This window comes from Pseudoalteromonas sp. Scap25 (assembly GCF_013394125.1).
GTDB lineage: Bacteria > Pseudomonadota > Gammaproteobacteria > Enterobacterales > Alteromonadaceae > Pseudoalteromonas.
Genome location: NZ_CP041327.1, coordinates 1,651,191 through 1,671,654, shown reverse-complemented (window position 1 = coordinate 1,671,654; position 20,464 = coordinate 1,651,191). Strand labels below are relative to the sequence as shown.

Below are 20,464 nucleotides of genomic sequence, written 5' to 3'. Positions count from 1 at the left end.
AAGCTTAAAATAAACTTAAATAGTAGGAATAAAAAACGGCAACCTAAAGTTATCGCTTTAATAAATCAACGTGTTTAGAAGTAATATACAGCAGTAAATATAAGAACAATGAGGTCGTCTGGCTTTGAGTAACTAATACTTTTAAAGATTGGGCTTTTGATGTCTGAAGTAAAGATTTACCGCATATAGTTCGACCAGCATAGTTTTTAAAAGCGCGCGAAGTATGGTAGTTGCCTTAGCGCGATTTTATTTATTGTCTACGCTTTGTTAGGTTATTGGTTCAACCGAGCCAGCTGCTTAAGGGCATGTTGATTATTCGGCAAAAATGCGAGTACTTTTTCGTAATTAGCTATCGCTTCTGGTTTATTTCCAAGTGCAGCATAGGTTTCACCTAAACTATCATAAGCATTTGCATTGTCGGGAAACAAATGAACATTTAGCTTAAATATCTCTAATGCCTTTGCTAGTTCATTTTTAGCCACATAGCGATAGCCCAAAAGATTAATTTCTTGCACATCAAACGCTGCACTTACTTTCATCTCATCCGCTAAAGTGATGGCTTGATTAAAGCCCTGTTTTTTAATCCCTTGGAAAAGTTTGAATAAGTCTTGTGACAACCCCCAACCATTTTCAGCTTTCATCTCAGGGTAATAAAAGCCAGCAATTTCATCAATAAAGAATATTGGCAAGCTTCCTAGCTTATTAGTTAATACAATGATGGTTAAGTGATCTTTTGGATAAATCACCATTGAATTAGCATCACCACCACTGGCACTTACTGCTGGATGCTGCTCTCGTCCAATTGTTTGCCAACCTAGAGCGTAACCATTTTCTAAATTGCTAAAACCTGCAGTTTGACCACTCTTTAAACGCGTTGGTGACCACATTTCTTTAAGGTACTTCTCATCAAGGAGTTGTCGTTGTTGAAGCGCTATCGCGTAATTAGCAAGCTCAGTTGCGGTAGCACTCATACCCGCCGCAGTTCTAAAGAATGGGTCGAAAGTTATTTGTACCGTCTTTAGCTTTCCTTGATTGCCAGCAACGTAAGGACGAGCTTGATTAGGGACAATAGATTCAGTATGAGCAAAACCTGCAGCCAAAGTTATGGGCATATCTAGTTTAGCCAACTGATTTTTCTGAATATAATTAGAAAAAGGCTGACCCGATAACTTATCAATAATTTTACCTAACAAAATGTAACCTGTTTGGTTGTACTCAAAGCGGCTATTGGTTTCATAACGCATTGGTAAAGTAAGTACTTCTTGCCACGCAGGATCTGGCTGACCATTGGAAATTAAATCAACCCAATGACCATTTAATATTTTAGGTAAACCAGAAGTATGGCTTAGCAGCTGACGGATAGTTAGCGGTTGCCATGCTTTAGGCAAATCATCTAAATGCTTTGAAATCGGATCGTTAACCGATAACTTGTTTTCAGCGGCAAGTTGCATAATTGCAACGCCAGTAAAAGCTTTAGTCATCGAAAAAATAGGAAAAGGGGTATGGTTTTGTACCGTGATCTGGTCTTGTAAGTTCGACAGGCCGTAACTGGCTTTTTTTATCAGCCTATTGTCTTTCACGATTGCCAGTTGTAATCCTGGAATATTAGCTGTGCGCATTTTCTCTAGTAAAAAGTCATCTATTTCATCGGCCTTTACCTGTGGTAGTAGGCTGGTAAGTAATAATGTGCTTAATGATAAAATGTGTAAGCTGCAACGAATGTTTTTCCTAAACATTGGAACGCGTTTTCCTTAATTGTAATAGTTTAGATAGAATACCTTTTATAAATAAAAATATTCAAAGGTAAATATATGGCTCGAAGTTAGTTATACATTTATACTCGAGTATCAGCGCTTATAGTTTAGCAAAATACGCATTAAAGACAATTGCTTAGATTTTTATACTAAGCAATGTTTTAAAGCGACAGCCACTTTAGTGAACGAACAAAATGCTAATATCAGTTCTCGGTGTTTAAGCGTCACAACGAAGAAACTTTAACGCCAGTCATTTGCAGCTCACCATTTGGCCTTGTCAAAATAAAGCACGGGCTGACCATCTGCAAATTACTATGTATTAAGTTTAAAAACTGGATCCCCCCAGTTTGAGTGCTTCTTCCTGTTGTGTCTTCGCCAACCAATGGCGCAATTGAAAAATCTTGTAGGGTGTTAGCAAACACAATTGCTGACGAATAAGTGTAAGCCCCTATTTTTACAGCAACATCCCCGGTAAAAAAGTTAGCAAGATCAGGTTCTGGCTGTATAAAACGAGTGTTTTCACCAGACTCAATTTCACCTACTATTTGGCCTGGATCACGATACTTTAACAACACCTTAGAGCGATAATGGGAAAAGTGACGATATGGTACATCCGTTATATAACGCATAATTCCTGCCATCCAAAAGTCATCATCGCCACCGCCATTATTACTGATATCAATTATTAGGTGCTTTATGTTTTTTTCTGTTAGCTGAGTAAAAGTGGCGTCCATAAAGGCAAGGTATTGCTTAAAATCAGGCCATGAAAATGAATTAACTGTAAGGGTTGCCGTCTCACCTGTTTACTCAACATTAAAAGTATCTACAAATGAGCGTTCAACCATGCTTTGTGGCAAAGTTTTGCTCGCAGCTAGCGTGAGCTCTTCATCTGCTAAGGTAATGCTAAATTGCTCTGAGTAACCAAACGTTAAATATAATAAACGATGAAATTGACGTGCTAATACTTCTTGTCTAAATTCATCAGTATCACCATGTGTGCGGCGTAATAACTGAGCTACGACTTGCTCATATGGCACGCCATTAATCGCCTTTATTTGCTGCTCAGCATAGCCACTCTTGGTACCGCCCGTGTTAGATTTTATATAAAGTTTCTGGTTTACAATCGCAACTTCAAATGGAAAAAGCCCCACGCCACCATTGACCCATTTACGCCATTGCGACGTAGAAGCATGCCCTACTTTTAAATGCCCATCAGCCAATGTTGAATTTAATACCGCTAAACGGGCCCATAATTCCCGCACGCTAAGTTCATCGGTAATAGCTGCGGTTATAGTATTTAGTTGCAAGTAAAAAGCATCAATGTCGGCCACACTGTGTTTTAAATCAGGGTGCGTACTGTGCAGCCATTGTGACCACTGCGCAACATCTCGCTTTGCTTGTTGAGGTGTGATTATTTGTTCAAAAGGTAAGTTAGTAGCTTGCACGGGCTTAATACCCGCAAAGCTAACTAATACCAATAATGCTATATTTAAAACCTGCTTTAAGTAGTTCATACAAAACCTTTATTATTTGCTTTAAAACTTAGTCGCAAAAACTGTTATAAAGGTTTAAATACAGAGTAAAAATATTTTTTAGATGATATTTTGAGAGTCTTTTTCATAGCCCGCAATGATTGTTACGTGAGATACAGACACGTCAAAGAATTGAGCTTTTACTTTTAAATATTCAGGATCGGAAAAGAAGTTTTCTGAGATGGTTTTATTTGGGAAATGAATTGTAAACACTCGATTAATAGGAGTATCAACTTTTGAAAGAAGAACCTCCGAAACTACAAAATCAAAACCGAAACCGCCACCAAAAGCACTAAGAATGGGTGCCATAGCCGCTCTATAGTCTGAATACGCGCCATTGTCCGAAACTTCCAAGCCAACTAAAAATTCATACATTTTGTAACCTATTATGTTAAAGACTAAACTAATCCATCACGCCCAAATAATAGGCAAATTTAGTTGATTTAAATAAGTGACGAAGGAGAAAAGCCAACAATTTTTTGTCCTGTTGTAATGGCTTGATTCTCATTAAGCCTCCTCCCCTGCATCGCGATTATTCAACTACGATGAAAGGGTAACCAACCTTATAGGAGACAGCTCAATGAACTTTTACAGTAACATGAATCCATAATTTGCTGTAAGCTACCTACTTAACAGACGAAGCAAACGAATTGTTTTTTGATTTAGAATTAAACGTCAATTTATGAAAACGGTAAAAAAACTAGTCCATTGACTCGGTTAAGGTTCATATATGTTAGCACTATAAAGTACGCATGAAATGGTCAATTATTGACTGTTTTATTTCAGGCGCTGTCTCTTGACTAAAACCATGACCTGTTGGATATGCGTTGTGTGTGACGGAATGTTTGAAATTATGTTTTTTAAGGTATTCCTCTATCTCGTTCGACATTTGAAATGAAGGCCAAACTTGATCGTTTTTTGCTGAAATCAGCAATATTGGACCATTTATTTTTTCGAAAGAGAATAATGAGTTTGCTACATTGTCTTTATTTTCTAAAGCAACTTCAAATCGATTAAGTAAAGGAGCCTTTTCATCAAGTTCCAAGCTTAAAGCAGGAATATCTTTTCCGTTAAATGTCCACGCTGACTTTGCTGTAGTCATTCCGTACCAAGCTACTTTGCTTGGAGTTGTCGCTACAACAGATTTGATGCGTGGTTCCATCGATGCTAATAAAAGCGCTAATTCAGCTCCCCTAGAACCACCAATAAAACCAATTTTTGACGAATCTATTGAAGAAACAGTCTCAAGATAATCAATTGCACTTAAAAAATATTCTAAGGGTATTTGATCTAGTGTCTGAGCAATCCCTTTTTCTTTAAAGTAGGCGAGCCCTAATACAGCGATCCCATGTGGTGCAATCATTTTACCATTGGCATCACCTGTGCTGATTCCTCCCTCAGAACCACCGATTGCAATAACCACAGGAACTTTTTCTGAGGTATTAGGAAGATAGAGATTGGCAACAATGTTTTTGAACCTCACTTCCTTAACAAAAAAGTCTTGCGCACTTGATACGCTCGAAAATAAAGTTATCAATATAAGTATAAATTTAATACGCATGTCTTCCTCTTGTGGGACTAACGAGCCTGTAGATTAACTCGTTTTTTATTTGTTTTTATTTATAAACAAACCATAGCTGAGTTCCTATTTTGGTTCAATCAATTACTGTACTGTTACGCAGCATATAAAGAAGTGTTTGATATTTTTAATCGGCGTTTTGAAGGGGGATTACAAGTGTCTGAGTGGCTTTTATTTAGGGTAAAAAAATTATCGATCCAAGAACTTTCTTTGTCATGCTAAGTAAAGTAAGAGCCAGAAGTGAAATTACACCCGATCTCTTCTGCACTTCGTGAAGCACAACCAGAAATCATAAATATAAAAAAAATAAAATCGTAGATTTAAATGCCACTGCTCATCCTTGTGTATAGCGCTCCGCACATGCGCGCGAACTTAAGAGCGTCATTCCGGCCCGAAGGCCCTGAATGACGCGGATTGTTAAAGCAAATGGGGTCAAATCTTGACTTCAAAGCAAATGGGGTCAAATCTTGACTTCAGACATCAAACAATCTTGCAGCTTGTACAATTGTAATTTAACCTTTCTATCTTCAACCATTAATGTGTTCAACCTACCGACAGTTTTCGATATCGCCGAATAATGCTCAACATTAAAAACATCTGCTAGAGCCTGCAAATTTAATCCCGTTAAATCTTGGCACAATTTAATAGCAAACCAACGGGGTAAGTTTTTCTCTTTGCGCCCCTTTTTAACCATTACTATATCATCTACTTCAACACTAAAATGTTTAGCTACATAAGCAATTACATCATTTGCAGAGTACTTTTTACTAACAAACTTGCTTTCACTATCTGACTTGGCAATATAGTCTTTTATGTTTTCAATAAAGTCCTCACAACCCAAAACCGACAATAACTTTTTAGCACCATAAAAAGCGCTTATTTCTTTGTTGTTTTCATATTCCACAAACTGCTTATAAGCTGCATATTTACGCTTTTTGCCTTGCAACGAAAATATAAAGTCTCGAACGAGCCATTTAGGCGTTACTCCCCTTCGAATGAAAGCTGAATAGCTAGACCACTTATATTTAACAAGCTCTTCTACCAAGGGGTTACTCGTTTCAATTGGGTTACGGTGAATGTACCGACTAACATGCAATAAATAGTTATCTGCATCCACAAGCACCGCTTTGTAGCGCCCTCTAAACAACGCACCATCCGTATTATGTGTTCGATTAAAGTATTGGGTATAAAGGCCATTAATATGCTTCATGGCTCGGCCTAAATTTGTATCAGGGGTTTTGATTAGCAGGTGGTAATGATTGGTCATTATTCCCTTATCATCTAACGCCGCCCACAGCGGCGAGCGAAGCGAGTCCGGTAGCCGAAGGCTAAGAACTGCTGGGTTTTGTTATGGTTCACGGCAAAATTACACTGGTGCGATAGCTTGAAAAGCCATGCGTAACTCATCAACATCTTTAAATCTAATAGACTTATCACTACTCAGGCCTATATCAATGAAAGCACGCACATTCTCTGGTGACTTTTCTGTATTACTCTTTCCGGTTAAGACGTAATATAAAATACGAGTCAACGCGTATGTTTCATGCAAGATGCTATAACTATCAAATCCTTCTGTAACTAGGCTTGGATCATTATAGTAGCCTTTAAAATCCGTATTTTCAGAAGTTAGTTCGCTATCAACGATTTTCACCAGGCCAAAATCCGCTATTTTCACTACAGCCACATCATCATATTCTTTGAGTAGAATATTTTTAGGGCTAATATCCCTGTGCAAAATATTTTTAGAATGTATGTACGAGAAAGCTCTGAGTATTTGCAGCCCTAACTTAACGCGATCCTGAAACGATAACTTGGAATTGTTTTTTAACATATACTTATCCAATGAGTTGTCCATAAATTCCATAATGTACTCATTGTTTTTCTCATTGTATCCATAAACTTCTAGAACATATGGTGAGCTTAGCATACTCATTTGTTCGTACTCTCGCTTAAACCTTTCAATTTCCTTTGCATTTAGATCTTTCTTTGCCCGCTTTAAAGCAAAGTTTTTATTATAGAAGCTGTCAAAATACTTATAGACATTTGCATAAGACCCACTACCTAGAGCGTTTAGATCAGCGGTCTTATTTTTGTTCTCAATTTTCACTGAGCTTTGTGGAAAAAATATTGGGATAGTGTAATAAATCTCTAGCTTTTCAGTATAAGGGGGGATTTCACTCCCACCACTCTTACTTAGAAAGCTCTTACAAAAAGTAAGTCTATCTCGATGGTACTCCTCAATATAGAATGCATATTCAGAGTTCTTCAAAGATCTCTCTAAAGCTTCAATCGTCTCTATAGATCTAATGAGTTCCCTACTCGGGTCTGCCCAGAAGTGAGCCGTGTCTTCATCTGTTGGAAGCCTATTATTCATCGAGTCAAAAAGACTAGTGACGCTAGAGTGAAGAGTAGAGAATAAAATTCTTAACTTGTCATTATTTATTGATTCGTAAAGATCTTCGAATTCATTATTCAAAATATCAAAGAGCTTTCTGTAGTGACTCTCTATGGCATTATCTGCATTCATTAATATTATAAAACCTGTCTCTAATTGAACCATAGCGCTCAGCTCACCGGTGGAGTATTGTTGGCGGCTTTTTCGCGTTCTTTTGCGGAAAAGGTGCCAACGTTACGGAATACGGTAGAGCTGCTTGTTATGTGCTGCTGTTAATTTCCTTCCTATGCATATTGCTCGCTCGAAGATTGATTCCATTTCTTCAAATGTTTCCAGTGAAGCCCCTGAACTAAAAGGCCCATCAGACTTCATATCCTGGATAACGGCATCAATGAGTTGGTGGAATGTAATTATTTCACGAGCCACCTGAGCATCGACAACACCAATATGCTTGCAGTTATCTTGGTACAACCTTGAATAATGAGGTGGCACATCAACGACCAAAGAGTATTTGTCTTTAGGATTTGATTTTAGATGGTTTACCGCTGCTTTAATTGCGGCCAAATAATTTCGATGTTCTATAATTTCTATAAGAGATGATACCTCTGCTACTAAGCAATTTTGTATTTGCTTAGAAAAAGCAGATTCTCTACGTTTTTCTATAAGCCATGTAGGGAAGAAGGATGCGATAGCACCAGCCACTGCACCACCTAACGCGGCAAAAACAGGAAGCCATTCATTTGGCTTTGATGCAGTCATGTCGCCAAAAATCTTTAATGTCTCTGCAACAGCCTTTATTTCCTCTGGTGACAATTTTTTTCTCCATAAACATAACAGCTTATTGAACACCACTTTGGGGGGTTATAAAACCCCAAAACGGCGTATATTACATGGCTCAATAATTCCACTAAACAACTTCAATGTAAACAAGTTATTACGCAAGTTCTAAATTATCGTTGTTAAAATACACCAAAACGACTTTTAATAATGTTATTAGATAAAACACCATAAACTGTCTATATATACAGTATCTTTTTTTATTTGAATATCGTTTATGAAATCTCTGTTTCTAATCATGATTAAATTATAATGGTGCGATTTAAAACAAAAAAAGCACAACCCAAAAGGCTGTGCTTTTAAATCAACTAACACTCATACGTTTATAAACATTAGTTTACAAACGAATACCGCCGTCTATCTCTACTACACGGCCAGTGAAAAAGTCGTTTTCGATAATATACTGAGCAGTATGGGCTATTTCACCGGTTTCACCTAAGCGCCCTACTGGTGTTACTGCTAGCATGCGCTGTTTGGCTTCTGGCTTCATTACATCGGTCATTGCGGTGCTAATAACACCTGGAGCAATGGCGCCAACGCGGATACCAAAACGGCCAAGCTCTTTGGCCCATGTAGTGGTTAGTGCCACAACACCGGCTTTTGAGGCAGCATAGTTAGTTTGGCCAATATTACCCGCACGCGCTACGCTCGACATATTTACAATTACGCCACCTTTGCCTGATTCAATCATGTGGCTTGCAGCTTCGCGCCCTGCTAAAAATACACCTGTTAAGTTAACGTCAATTACTGATTGAAATTGATCAAGCGACATTTTTTTAACCACTTTGCCGTCTTTGGCTTTTATAAACATACCATCGCGTAAAATGCCGGCGTTATTAATTAATACCCCAATGTGACCAAAGTCACTGTTAATGGTATTAAATACGTCTTCAACTTCGCTCTCTACCGTTACATTAGCGCTGTAGCCTTTAATAGTGCCTGTTACGCCTGCTAATGCAGATAGCTGCTCGGTTGCTTCATTTAACTGGGCTTGTGCCATATCAATTAAGGCAATATTAGCGCCCATTAAGGCAAACTTTTGCGCCATTGCAAAACCTAAGCCTTGTGCGCCACCGGTAATAACTACGGTATTATTTTTTATTTCCACAATACTTTCCTACTTCGAAAACAATTTAAAAATGGCACTAAAATCATCACTGCCTGCACCTTGGTGCTGCATCATAGTGTATAAATTTTTAGCCATTGAGCCCATTGGCGTCAGTGAATTACTCTGCTGCGCCGCCTCCATAGCAAGGCCTAAGTCTTTAGCCATTAAATCGACCATAAAGCCAGGTTTATAGTCGTTACTAGCTGGTGCGGTTTCCATAACACCTGGGCAGGGGTTATAAAGTTCTAACGTCCAGTTTCGACCCGAGCTTGCGCTCATTATGTCGCTGAGTACTTTTGCGTCGAGACCGTTATTAATGCCCATTTGAATGGCTTCACTGGTACCCGCCATTAAAATACTCAACAGCATATTGTTACATATTTTAGCAACTTGCCCTGCACCAATATCACCGGCATGGAATATGTTTTTACCCATATCGACTAATACAGTATTGGCTTTATCGAATGCGGTTTGCTCACCACCCACAATAAATGTAAGCGTGCCCGCTGTTGCGCCTGCTACACCACCCGATACAGGTGCATCAACAAACGCAATACCTTGCTCGCTTAGGGCATGGCCTACATCACGAGCCGATTGTGCATCTATGGTTGAACAATCAATCACTAATGTGCTTTTACTTAGTACTTTAATTAAACCCGACTGCTCGTCTGTGCCTAAATAAAGTGATTTAACATGTTTGCTTGCCGGTAGCATGCTAATTAGCACATCAGCCTCGTGCGCACAGTCACTTGCGCTTTGCGCCGCACTAGCCCCATGATTCACAAGCTCTTTAACGGCCTCTGCACTTAAGTCAAAAACGCGTACACTGTGGCCTGCTTTAACTAAGTTTGCTGCCATTGGGCCGCCCATATTTCCTAAACCAATAAATCCTATATTAAGTTTACTCATCGCTTTACCCTTGTAAATTTAGTTGTGAAAAGTACGGCTCTAGCGGATGTTGCTCGCCAAAGCGATTTGCAAAAAAGCTCTCTACTACTTCGTTTGGCACATCTTTAAGAGTGTTAAATTGCCACTGTGGCGTACCGTCTTTATCGATTAGTAAGGCACGTACACCCTCTTGAAACTCGCCCACTTCGCCAGCACGAACCGACATGCCCAATTCCATTTTAAAACAGTCAGCTAAGTTTTTGCCTTTGCTATGTTTAAGCTGCTCACTCACTAAAGCACAACTTAATGGACAACCATGCGCCAACGATTTTTGTGCGCGTTGTAGCCATTTGTCATCTGTGGTTAGGTTTAAAATGTAATCGACCTGCTGCTGTAACGTGTTAAAGTCGCCTAACTTTTGAATTAGCGATAAGTTAGCTTTTAAATTGCCTTTTGGCATACGGCTAGAGTTGTTATCTAACTCAATAAGCAAGGTACTTAGCTTGTCGTGGTTTAAACTTGCTGTTTTACCCCATTTAGTATTGAGTAACGCTTCAACAAGCTCTGGGTATTTATCAGAATTTACAAAGTGATCGGCAAGCGATACAAGCTTAGCGTCTTCACAATTAATTGACGCCGAGGTAAGCCCTAAAAACAAGCCAACATGGGCAGGCATTTTATGTAAAAAATAACTGCCGCCTACATCAGGGTAAAGCCCAATGGTTTGCTCTGGCATAGCGATGCGTGATGTTTCTGTAACCACACGATGGCTCGCACCGGCCATTAAACCTAAACCGCCGCCCATTACAATACCGTTACCCCAGACTAAAATGGGTTTGTTGTAGCAGTGAATTAGGTAATCGAGCTGATACTCTTGAGTAAAAAACTCTTCAACCAGTGAGCTCGGTTTACCCTCACTCATTGATTTGTGTAAGCTCACTACATCGCCACCGGCACAAAATGCTTTTTCACCAGCACCTTTAAGAACCACTAATGCAATGTTATCGTCTTTGTCCCATTGCTGTAGTTGTGGCTCGAGTAAGCTGATCATCTCAAAATTTAACGCGTTTAATGACTTAGGCGCGTTAAGCGTAGCAAAACCAATGAGTCGGCCATTGTCTGTGGTTGCCGTTTCGAATACCACAGCAGCATCAGCTGAATTTAAACGGGTTAGTTCACTCATTAGCCATTCACCCAATTAGCCTTGCGTTTTTCTAAAAAGGCGTTCACGCCCTCTTGCTGATCTTCGGTATCAAATAAACCAACAAACAGCTCTCGCTCCAGTGGCAATGCATTCGCCATTGGCTGATGACGCCCTTTTTGAATCAGCGTTTTACATGCAGCAACCGACGATGGGCTTTGCTCTGACACTTGGTTTGCCAGTTTTAGTGCTGCTGCAAAGCTTTCACCTTGTGCAACCACTTCTTCCACTAAGCCAATTTGTAGCGCTTTATCGGCTTTTAAGCGCTCACCGCATAAAATCATGCGTTTTGCCCAGCCTTCACCAACGAGCCATGCTAAGTTTTGCGTTCCACCAGCACAGGGTAATAAACCCACTTTTGCTTCAGGCAATGCCATTTGTGCTTGTTCTTCTGCAATACGAATGTCGCAAGCAAGCGCTACTTCAAGGCCGCCACCCATTGCATAACCATTAATGGCTGCAACCGACACACCTCTAAAATTAGTTAGCGCTTCGAATGCTTCACCAAATACACATGACATATCTGCGGCTACACCTTTGTCGCCACTGGCAAATACATTTAGGTCGGCACCGGCGCTAAAAAACTTCTCGCCTTCACCAGTCAGTACTAATGCATAAATATTTTTATTGGTGTTGAGCTGATTAACTGTGTCTTTAAGCGCCACTAAGGTGTCTTTCGTCCAGGTATTCGCTGGCGGATTCGACATAGTTAAAATGGCAACATGACCTTCAATAGTTAATTCAATGCTAGGATTTGACATACTAATCTCCTTATAAAACTTCGCTGGCTGATTCGGCTAAGATACGACGTGCAATAATCACACGCATAATTTCGTTAGTGCCTTCTAAAATTTGATGAACACGTACATCGCGTACGTGGCGTTCAAGTGGGTACTCTTTAATGTAACCGTAGCCCCCATGAATTTGCAGCGCATCGTTACACACAGTAAAACCAACATCGGTTGCAAAGCGTTTAGCCATCGCACAATAAGTGGTTTTTTCACTGTCGTTAGTATCAAGTTTAAACGCCGCGAGTCGTACCATTTGGCGCGCTGCGACAAGCTCGGTATTCATATCGGCAATTTTAAATTGTAGCGCTTGAAATGCTGCCAATGGCTTACCAAATTGGGTACGCTCTTTTAAATACTCACGTGCGGTATTAAGTGCAGCTTGTGCAGTACCAATAGAGCAAGTTGCAATATTAATACGGCCGCCATCTAATCCTTGCATGGCAAACTTAAAGCCTTCGCCTTCTTGGCCTAATAAGTTTGCTGCTGGAATTCGTACATCTTCAAAACTAATTAAGCGTGTTGGTTGTGCATTCCAACCCATTTTTTCTTCTGCTTTGCCGTACTCAATACCTTTGGCATCTGCAGGTACAACAAACGCTGAAATGCCACTTGGGCCATCAGCCCCTGTACGTGCCATTACAACTAAAATTTCTGTTTCACCGGCGCCAGAAATAAACATTTTTGAGCCGTTAATAACATACTCATCGCCATCACGAACTGCTTTAGTTTTTAATGACGCAGCATCAGAGCCAGAGCCTGGCTCGGTTAAACAGTAAGAGGCTAACAACTCACCCATTACCAATTGTTCAACGTATTTGTCTTTTACTGCATCGGTACCAAAGCTTGCGATCATCCAGGTTGCCATATTATGAATGGTCAGCATAGCCGTAGTAGCTGTACAACCCAGTGCAAGTTGCTCAAAAATAATGCTTGAATCTAAACGAGATAAACCTAAACCACCGGCTTCTTCTGGGGTGTATAAGCCACAAAAACCAAGCTCACCAGCGGCTTTAATTGTGTCTTTTGGGAAAATATGTTCGCGATCCCACTTAGCTGCATGTGGTGCTAGTTCTGATTCTGCGAATTGACGCGCCGTTTGCGCAAAAGCTTGTTGATCTTCAGATAAGTTAAAGTCCATGGTAGACCTCTTGTAGTGTTTTGTTTGTTGTCGGTGCATCCCATCAAGGGAGTTATTAGTGAGGAGCGACAACACTGTGTGTTGTGCCCCTCTTTTTTATTGATTATGCGGTTAAAATGTTACTTAAGATTAATACTCATATTTGGACCTGAAGCGATATCATCTTCAAACCAGCGAGAGGTAATGGTTTTGGTTTCTGTGTAAAAACGAATACCTTGTTTACCATACGTGTGAGTATCACCGTAGAATGAGCCTTTCCAACCCGTGAACGAGAAAAATGGTAAAGGCACAGGAATTGGCACATTAATACCCACTTGGCCTACTTCAATTTCGTGTTGGAATTTACGTGCAGCCGCACCACTTGAGGTGAATAGTGAGGTACCGTTGCCGTAAGGGCTCTCGTTAATAAGCGCAATGGCTTCTTCAAGGGTATCAACAAACATACACGCCAATACTGGGCCAAAAATCTCTTCTTTGTACAAGTTCATATCTTTGGTTACATCAGTAAATAATGTAGGGCCTACCCAGTTACCTTGCTCGTAACCTTCAACGCTAAAGTCAGAGCCATCAATTAAACAGGTAGCGCCTTGTGCTTTACCATCGGCAATTAGTGATAAAATACGTGCTTTTGCAGCAGGTGATGTTTGTGGGCCATAAGCCGCGTCTGCATCATCCCAAACACCTGGGCGTACACCTTCAAAGCCTGCTTTAATTTCATCAACCCAGTCTTTTGCTTGACCAACAAATACCGCCACTGAAATACCCATACAGCGCTGACCTGCTGCACCTACAGAGGCACCCACAAGGTTATTAACAACATGCGATTTACTCGCATCAGGCATAATTACCATGTGGTTTTTAGCGCCAACACACGCTTGAACGCGTTTTAAGTTTTGTGTGCCTTTAGAGTAAATATAGGCACCTACACCACATGAACCCACAAATGAAATAGCACGAACGGCTTTGTCTTCTAATAAGCGGTCAACTTGTGGTTTTGTACCATGTACTACTTGTAACACGCCTTTTGGCGCACCGGCTTCAATAAATAGCTCAGCTAAGCGCATAGGAGTAAGTGGATCTTGCTCAGACGGTTTTAAAATAAAGGTGTTACCACACACAATTGCCAGTGGGAACATCCACAATGGGATCATTGCCGGAAAGTTAAATGGCGTAATACCTGCACACACACCCAGTGGTTGCATGTAAGAATACGTATCGATTTTGCGCGCTACGTTTTCCATGGTTTCACCCATCATTAACGACGGCGCATTAGCTGCTTGTTCAACTACCTCAATACCACGCCACACATCACCTTTTGCATCTTCAAACGTTTTGCCTAGCTCATGACAAATAATAGTGGCTAGTTCATCATGGTTTTCTTTTAATAGCGCCGCGTATTTCATCATAATGCGCGCACGCTCTGTAATTGGCACATCTTTCCACGTTTTAAATGTTTCGCTTGCTGATGCAATCGCCGCATCCATCTCTGCGTCTGTAGCGCATGGCACTTGCGCGAGCACTTCTTGATTAGCTGGGTTTACAACATCAATTAATTCATTTGACGTTGACTGAACGAACTCGCCGTTAATTAATAAGGGTACTTGGTGCATAATAAATCCTATTGAGTCAATTTAATTGCCGCAGCGCTGTGATTGTTATAGTTGCTGCGGCTTTGTTATCAGTTAAAGTGCTTCGACTGCCATAGCAACGGCTTCACCGCCACCTATACACAAAGAGGCAACGCCTTTTTTGAGGCCTCGGTTTTTAAGCGCATGAATAAGTGTTACTAAAATACGTGCGCCACTAGCACCAATTGGGTGGCCTAGTGCACACGCACCACCATTGACGTTTACTTTGCTTTCATCGAGCTTTAATTCGTTAATAGCCAGCATAGTGACCATGGCAAACGCTTCATTAATTTCCCACAAATCAACATCGGCGATTGTCCAGCCAGCTTTTTCAAGAACGCTGTTCATTGCGCCCACTGGGGCTACTGTAAATTCACTTGGTTTTTGAGAATGAGTGCTGTGAGCAACAATTTTACAAAGTGGTGTTAAACCCTCAGCTTTTGCTTTTGATTCGCTCATTAGTATTAGTGCAGCACCACCATCTGAAATAGACGATGAATTAGCGGCAGTAATAGTGCCGTCTTTTTTAAATGCAGCTCTTAAGCTTGGAATTTTTTCAGGGCGTGCGTTGCCAGGTTGCTCATCAATTGAAACGGTGACATCGCCTTTACGCGTTTTAATAGTGTGCGGTGTAATCTCGTTATCAAACCACCCATTGTCTATGGCTGCGTTTGCTTTACTTAATGAACCCAGTGCAAACGTATCCATTTGCTCACGACCAATACCGTATTCATCGGCTGTGTCTTGAGCAAAGCATCCCATTGCTTTATTGTCGTAGGCGTCTTCTAAGCCATCACTCATCATGTGATCTTTGATTTCGCCATGTCCCATACGCATACCGCCGCGGGCTTTAGGAATAAAGTAAGGTGCATTGGTCATGCTTTCCATGCCACCAGCGATTGCTGATTCAATAGAGCCTGCCTTAATTAAATCATTCGCTAACATCGCTGCTTTCAAACCCGAGCCGCATACTTTATTAATAGTGGTAGCGCCGGTGCTTAGTGCAAGCCCTGCTTTAAGCATTGCTTGACGTGCAGGTGCTTGGCCTAAACCGGCTGGTAATACGCAGCCCATAATAACTTCATCAATTGCATCATTGCTTAAACCCGTTTGAGCAAGTGCGCCTGCAATGGCCGTAGCACCTAATTCGGTAGACTGCGCATCACTTAGTGCGCCCATAAATCCACCCATTGGGGTGCGTTTTGCTGCTACAATTACAACGCTTTCGAAAGACATAAAAGGCTCCATTTTCAATTAACGCAAACATGTTTTATTATGTTTAGCTTAATGTTTAAACTAATCTGATAAATACGAGCATACATAAAATTTACGTTTACGCCAACGTAAATCTAAAATCAACTTTCTAATTAGTGTAAAAACTGTAAAGTTAGCTTGCTAAAAATTTATTACATACTGCCTAACTAGCTTATAGCGTTCATAAACACTCAACTTCTGCTGCATTTCCGCTTTTATTTTATACGTCTAAAGTATAACAACCAGATCACACTTTACCTTTACGTAAACTTCACTTATATTGGGGTTATTCGAATGAGGTAAACATTACAATGAAATCAGATAATCAAACAAACTTTGCAAATTCAGCCAACGAGCCGGCTAAAAACGAACAAACTTTTAGCATTAGTGAATTGGCTAAAGAATTTGATATTACCACCCGCTCTATCCGTTTTTACGAAGACCAAGGGTTAATATCGCCAGAGCGCAATGGTCAAACACGTATTTACTCCAAGCGCGACAAGGTTCGCCTAAAGCTAATACTGCGCGGCAAGCGTTTAGGTTTCACCTTAGCTGAAACTGGTCGTTTGTTTGAACTGTATGATGCTGATAAATCAAGTGCAAAACAGTTAGTCACCATGCTTGACCTTATCAGTGAGAAAAAAGCCGATCTTTCACAACAGATGGATGACATTAAAGTGGTTCTTATGGAACTGGTCACCGCTGAACGTCGCTGTCGCGACACGCTTAGCAAAATAGATGAATAAAATATAACAACGTCATCAACACACAGGAATTAATCATGAGCACTATTTCACTATATAAAGAAATGAACTTTGGCCTTGGCGAAACTGCAGATATGATCCGCAGTCACGTAAACAGCTTTGCCAGTCAAGAAATTGCCCCACTAGCTGAAAAAACTGACCTTGATAATGCGTTCCCCAATGAACTTTGGCCGCAAATGGGTGAAATGGGCGTGCTTGGCATGACCGTGGATGAAGAATTTGGTGGTGCTGGTTTAGGCTATTTAGAGCACGTTATTGCCATGGAAGAAATTAGCCGTGCAAGTGCCTCTATTGGTTTAAGTTACGGTGCGCATTCAAACCTGTGTGTTAATCAAATAAACCGTAATGGTTCACAAGCACAAAAAGAAAAATACTTACCTAAACTTATTAGTGGAGAGCACATTGGTGCGCTGGCTATGAGTGAACCTAATGCGGGCTCTGATGTTGTTTCTATGAAACTTAAAGCAGAGAAAAAAGGCGATAAGTACATTTTAAACGGTAATAAAATGTGGATCACTAATGGCCCTGACGCAGACACGCTGGTGATTTATGCAAAAACAGATTTAAACGCCGGCGCTAAAGGGATTACAGCCTTTATTGTAGAAAAAACTTTCCCGGGGTTTTCAACCGCTCAAAAGCTAGACAAACTTGGCATGCGTGGCTCAAATACCTGTGAATTGGTATTTGAAAACTGTGAAGTACCCGAAGAAAATATTTTAGGTAACTTAAACGAAGGCGTTAAGGTACTGATGAGTGGCCTTGATTATGAGCGTGTTGTTTTAGCGGCCGGCCCACTTGGCATAATGCAAGCGTGTATGGATATTGTGGTGCCTTACATCCATGAGCGTAAGCAATTTGACAGCCCTATTGGTCAATTCCAGTTAATACAAGGCAAAATTGCCGATATGTATACACAAATGAATGCAGCTCGCTCATATGTGTACACAGTAGCAAAAGCATGTGATCGCGGCGAAACCACCCGTAAAGACGCTGCTGGCGCAATTTTATACGCTGCTGAGCTTGCAACTAAAATGGCATTAGACGCAATTCAAATTTTAGGCGGTAATGGTTATATAAATGAATACGCAACAGGTCGCTTACTGCGTGATGCGAAGTTGTATGAAATTGGTGCAGGCACCTCAGAAATACGCCGTATGTTAATTGGTCGCGAATTATTCACTGAAAGCCGCTAAGGATTAGTTATGACGATTTTAAAATCGAGCGTTAATCCGCATGATCCAAATTTTGTGCAAAATCACAACAATATGTCGGCGCTAGTGGATGATTTACGCAGTAAAGCAGCGACAATACGTTTAGGCGGTGGTGCTGCACTAAAAGAGCGCCATGAAGGTCGCGGTAAATTATTTGTCCGTGACCGTATTACCACTTTGCTAGATGAAGGCTCGCCATTTTTAGAAATATCGCAATTTGCTGCCTTTGGCGTTTATGAACAAGATATTCCTTGTGCCGGTGTAGTTGCAGGTATTGGTCGCGTTAAGGGCGTTGAATGTATGGTAATTGCTAATGATGCGACAGTAAAAGGCGGCACCTATTTCCCGCTGACTGTTAAAAAGCATTTACGCGCTCAAGACATCGCCGAACGTTGTCATTTACCGTGTATTTATTTAGTTGACTCAGGTGGCGCAAACTTACCTGAGCAAGACGACGTATTCCCTGACAAACTGCATTTTGGTCGTATTTTTTATAATCAAGCGCGTATGTCGGGTAAAGGCATTCCACAAATTGCTGTGGTTATGGGGTTATGTACTGCAGGTGGTGCGTATGTTCCTGCTATGGCCGATGAAAGTATTATTGTAAAAGAGCAAGGCACTATCTTTTTAGCTGGTCCGCCGCTGGTAAAAGCTGCCACCGGTGAAGTAGTTACTGCAGAAGAGCTTGGTGGCGCCGATGTACACTGTAAAACATCAGGTGTGGCCGATCATTACGCTGAAAACGATGCTCATGCCTTGTCGATTGCTCGCCAATGTATTGAACGAATTAACTATTCGCGCCCTACCTCACCATTACTAGAAGAAGTAAAAGCCCCTCGTTATGATATTAACGAACTTTACGGCATTGTCGGTACTGATCTCAAAAAGCCATTTGATGTCCGTGAGGTCATTGCACGTACTGTTGATGATTCATCGTTTGATGAATTTAAACGCTACTTTGGTGAAACACTGGTAACAGGCTTTGCCAGCATTTATGGTCATCCCGTAGGCATAGTGGCTAACAACGGTATTTTATTTAGTGAGTCTGCGCAAAAAGGCGCGCACTTTATTCAACTGTGTGCTCAGCGCAACATTCCTCTGGTATTTTTACAAAACATTACTGGTTTTATGGTTGGTAAAAAATACGAGTCTGAAGGCATTGCTAAACACGGCGCTAAAATGGTGATGGCGGTATCGTGTGCCGATGTACCCAAATTTACTATTTTAATCGGGGGCTCATACGGTGCAGGTAACTATGGTATGTGTGGCCGCGCGTTTGAACCGACCATGATGTGGATGTGGCCAAATGCCCGTATTTCGGTTATGGGTGGTGAACAAGCCGCTGGTGTAATGGCGCAAGTAAAACAAGATGGTTTAGCCCGCAAAGGCGAAAGCATGAGCGAGCAACAAATTAGCGATTTTAAAAAGCCAATCATCGATCAATACGAACAGCAAGGCCACCCTTATTATGCCAGTGCCCGTTTATGGGATGATGGCATTATTGACCCTACCGATACACGCAATGTTCTTGGGCTTGCACTTAGCGCAGCTAAAAATGCTCCTGAGCGTGAATCAAAATTTGGCGTATTTAGAATGTAATGGGAGCTTAAAATGTCAGTAACACTACAAATAACAAAATCTAATGTGGCTGTACTTGTTTTAAGTCGCCCAGAAAAACGCAATGCCTTTAATAGCGACGTTATCCATGAGCTTATTCAATGTATTGAACATGCTAATACGCTCGATATTCGTGCCCTTGTATTAAAAACTGAGGGTAAACACTTTTCAGCCGGTGCCGATTTAGCCTGGATGAAATCGATGGCAGATAACAACTATAACGATAATTTGGCCGATTCGATGCAGCTGGCTAAACTAATGCAAGTATTAGCACAAAGCCCACACCCTACTATTTGTGCGGTACAAGGCGCAGCATTTGGTGGCGCATTGGGCTTAATTGCTTGCTGTGATATTGCGCTCAGTAAAGACGACGCTCAATTTTGTTTAAGTGAAGTTAAATTAGGTTTAATTCCTGCTGTTATAAGCCCTTATGTAATAAAAGCTATTGGTGAACGCGCTGCTCGTCGTTACTTCTTAACGGCTGAAGTATTTGATGCGCATACGGCTAAACAGCTGGGGCTAGTTCACCAAATTACAGGGAATTTAGACTGTGCACTGGATAACCTATTACAAACGCTGATAGATAATGGCCCGGTAGCGGTTAAAGCAGCTAAAGCGCTTATTAATGATGTGGCAAACAAAGAAATCGATAACGAAATAATTGCGCTCACTGCAGAACGTATAGCCAAAATTCGTGTATCAGACGAAGGTCAAGAAGGTCTAACTGCCTTTTTTGAAAAACGCCCTCCCCAATGGCAACTCTAGGA

18 protein-coding genes and 1 pseudogene are annotated in these 20,464 nt (G+C 40.9%); 4 read left to right on the top strand and 15 right to left on the bottom strand.

Annotation, left to right across the window (positions count from 1 at the left end):
- Window positions 1-272: 272 nt before the first annotated feature.
- From FLM54_RS07610 to FLM54_RS07540, 15 genes and pseudogenes are all read right to left on the bottom strand, one after another.
- The gene (locus FLM54_RS07610; RefSeq protein ID WP_178956050.1) at window positions 273-1,736 is read right to left on the bottom strand and encodes a serine hydrolase domain-containing protein; all 1,464 of its coding nucleotides are present in this window, start codon (window positions 1,734-1,736) and stop codon (window positions 273-275) included.
- A 242-nt stretch (window positions 1,737-1,978) separates the two neighbouring features.
- Window positions 1,979-2,533, bottom strand: a pseudogene (locus tag FLM54_RS07605) (S41 family peptidase); the annotation flags it as partial.
- 24 nt (window positions 2,534-2,557) lie between these two features.
- A complete protein-coding gene (locus FLM54_RS07600; RefSeq protein WP_178956049.1) occupies window positions 2,558-3,268 on the bottom strand; it encodes a hypothetical protein in 711 nt (236 codons plus the stop codon).
- Between the two features lie 78 nt (window positions 3,269-3,346).
- The gene (locus tag FLM54_RS07595) at window positions 3,347-3,661 is read right to left on the bottom strand and encodes a DUF1330 domain-containing protein (protein WP_178956048.1); all 315 of its coding nucleotides are present in this window, start codon (window positions 3,659-3,661) and stop codon (window positions 3,347-3,349) included.
- A gap of 364 nt (window positions 3,662-4,025) precedes the next feature.
- Complete coding sequence (locus tag FLM54_RS07590) at window positions 4,026-4,847, bottom strand: acyl-CoA thioester hydrolase/BAAT C-terminal domain-containing protein (protein WP_178956047.1); 822 nt, start codon at window positions 4,845-4,847, stop codon at window positions 4,026-4,028.
- A 478-nt stretch (window positions 4,848-5,325) separates the two neighbouring features.
- Window positions 5,326-6,132 carry a transposase gene (locus FLM54_RS07585; protein WP_178956046.1) on the bottom strand — a complete coding sequence of 269 codons (807 nt, stop codon included), beginning with the start codon at window positions 6,130-6,132 and terminating at the stop codon, window positions 5,326-5,328.
- A gap of 99 nt (window positions 6,133-6,231) precedes the next feature.
- Window positions 6,232-7,425, bottom strand: coding sequence for a protein kinase family protein (locus FLM54_RS07580; protein ID WP_218648497.1), 1,194 nt, complete (start codon window positions 7,423-7,425; stop codon window positions 6,232-6,234).
- A 69-nt stretch (window positions 7,426-7,494) separates the two neighbouring features.
- Window positions 7,495-8,073: a hypothetical protein gene (locus tag FLM54_RS07575; RefSeq protein ID WP_218648496.1), complete on the bottom strand. Its 579-nt coding sequence runs from the start codon at window positions 8,071-8,073 to the stop codon at window positions 7,495-7,497.
- A 361-nt stretch (window positions 8,074-8,434) separates the two neighbouring features.
- Window positions 8,435-9,205, bottom strand: coding sequence for an SDR family oxidoreductase (locus FLM54_RS07570; protein WP_178956045.1), 771 nt, complete (start codon window positions 9,203-9,205; stop codon window positions 8,435-8,437).
- A 9-nt stretch (window positions 9,206-9,214) separates the two neighbouring features.
- Window positions 9,215-10,114 carry a 3-hydroxyisobutyrate dehydrogenase gene (gene mmsB / locus FLM54_RS07565; RefSeq protein ID WP_054200896.1) on the bottom strand — a complete coding sequence of 300 codons (900 nt, stop codon included), beginning with the start codon at window positions 10,112-10,114 and terminating at the stop codon, window positions 9,215-9,217.
- Window positions 10,115-10,118: 4 nt separating this feature from the next.
- A complete protein-coding gene (locus tag FLM54_RS07560; protein WP_178956044.1) occupies window positions 10,119-11,276 on the bottom strand; it encodes an enoyl-CoA hydratase/isomerase family protein in 1,158 nt (385 codons plus the stop codon).
- On the bottom strand, window positions 11,276-12,055 hold the full coding sequence (locus FLM54_RS07555; RefSeq protein ID WP_076919543.1) for an enoyl-CoA hydratase: 780 nt from the start codon (window positions 12,053-12,055) through the stop codon (window positions 11,276-11,278). Before FLM54_RS07555 ends, FLM54_RS07560 begins: the two co-directional genes overlap by 1 nt.
- Before the next feature lie 10 nt (window positions 12,056-12,065).
- Complete coding sequence (locus tag FLM54_RS07550) at window positions 12,066-13,223, bottom strand: acyl-CoA dehydrogenase family protein (protein WP_010389955.1); 1,158 nt, start codon at window positions 13,221-13,223, stop codon at window positions 12,066-12,068.
- A gap of 119 nt (window positions 13,224-13,342) precedes the next feature.
- A complete protein-coding gene (locus tag FLM54_RS07545) occupies window positions 13,343-14,833 on the bottom strand; it encodes a CoA-acylating methylmalonate-semialdehyde dehydrogenase (RefSeq protein WP_076919545.1) in 1,491 nt (496 codons plus the stop codon).
- A gap of 72 nt (window positions 14,834-14,905) precedes the next feature.
- Entirely contained in the window at window positions 14,906-16,087 is a 1,182-nt protein-coding gene (locus FLM54_RS07540; RefSeq protein ID WP_178956043.1) for a thiolase family protein, read from the bottom strand.
- A gap of 329 nt (window positions 16,088-16,416) precedes the next feature.
- Between FLM54_RS07540 and FLM54_RS07535 the strand changes: the two genes are divergently transcribed.
- Genes FLM54_RS07535 through FLM54_RS07520 form a run of 4 tightly spaced genes read left to right on the top strand, consistent with a single transcriptional unit; the run spans window position 16,417 to window position 20,462 of the window.
- Window positions 16,417-16,851, top strand: a complete 435-nt coding sequence (locus FLM54_RS07535) for a MerR family transcriptional regulator (RefSeq protein ID WP_008114692.1) — start codon at window positions 16,417-16,419, stop codon at window positions 16,849-16,851.
- Window positions 16,852-16,886: 35 nt separating this feature from the next.
- Window positions 16,887-18,062: an isovaleryl-CoA dehydrogenase gene (locus FLM54_RS07530; RefSeq protein ID WP_008114693.1), complete on the top strand. Its 1,176-nt coding sequence runs from the start codon at window positions 16,887-16,889 to the stop codon at window positions 18,060-18,062.
- A gap of 9 nt (window positions 18,063-18,071) precedes the next feature.
- On the top strand, window positions 18,072-19,679 hold the full coding sequence (locus FLM54_RS07525; protein ID WP_178956042.1) for a carboxyl transferase domain-containing protein: 1,608 nt from the start codon (window positions 18,072-18,074) through the stop codon (window positions 19,677-19,679).
- Between the two features lie 12 nt (window positions 19,680-19,691).
- Window positions 19,692-20,462: an enoyl-CoA hydratase/isomerase family protein gene (locus tag FLM54_RS07520; protein WP_010389950.1), complete on the top strand. Its 771-nt coding sequence runs from the start codon at window positions 19,692-19,694 to the stop codon at window positions 20,460-20,462.
- Window positions 20,463-20,464 lie beyond the last annotated feature (2 nt).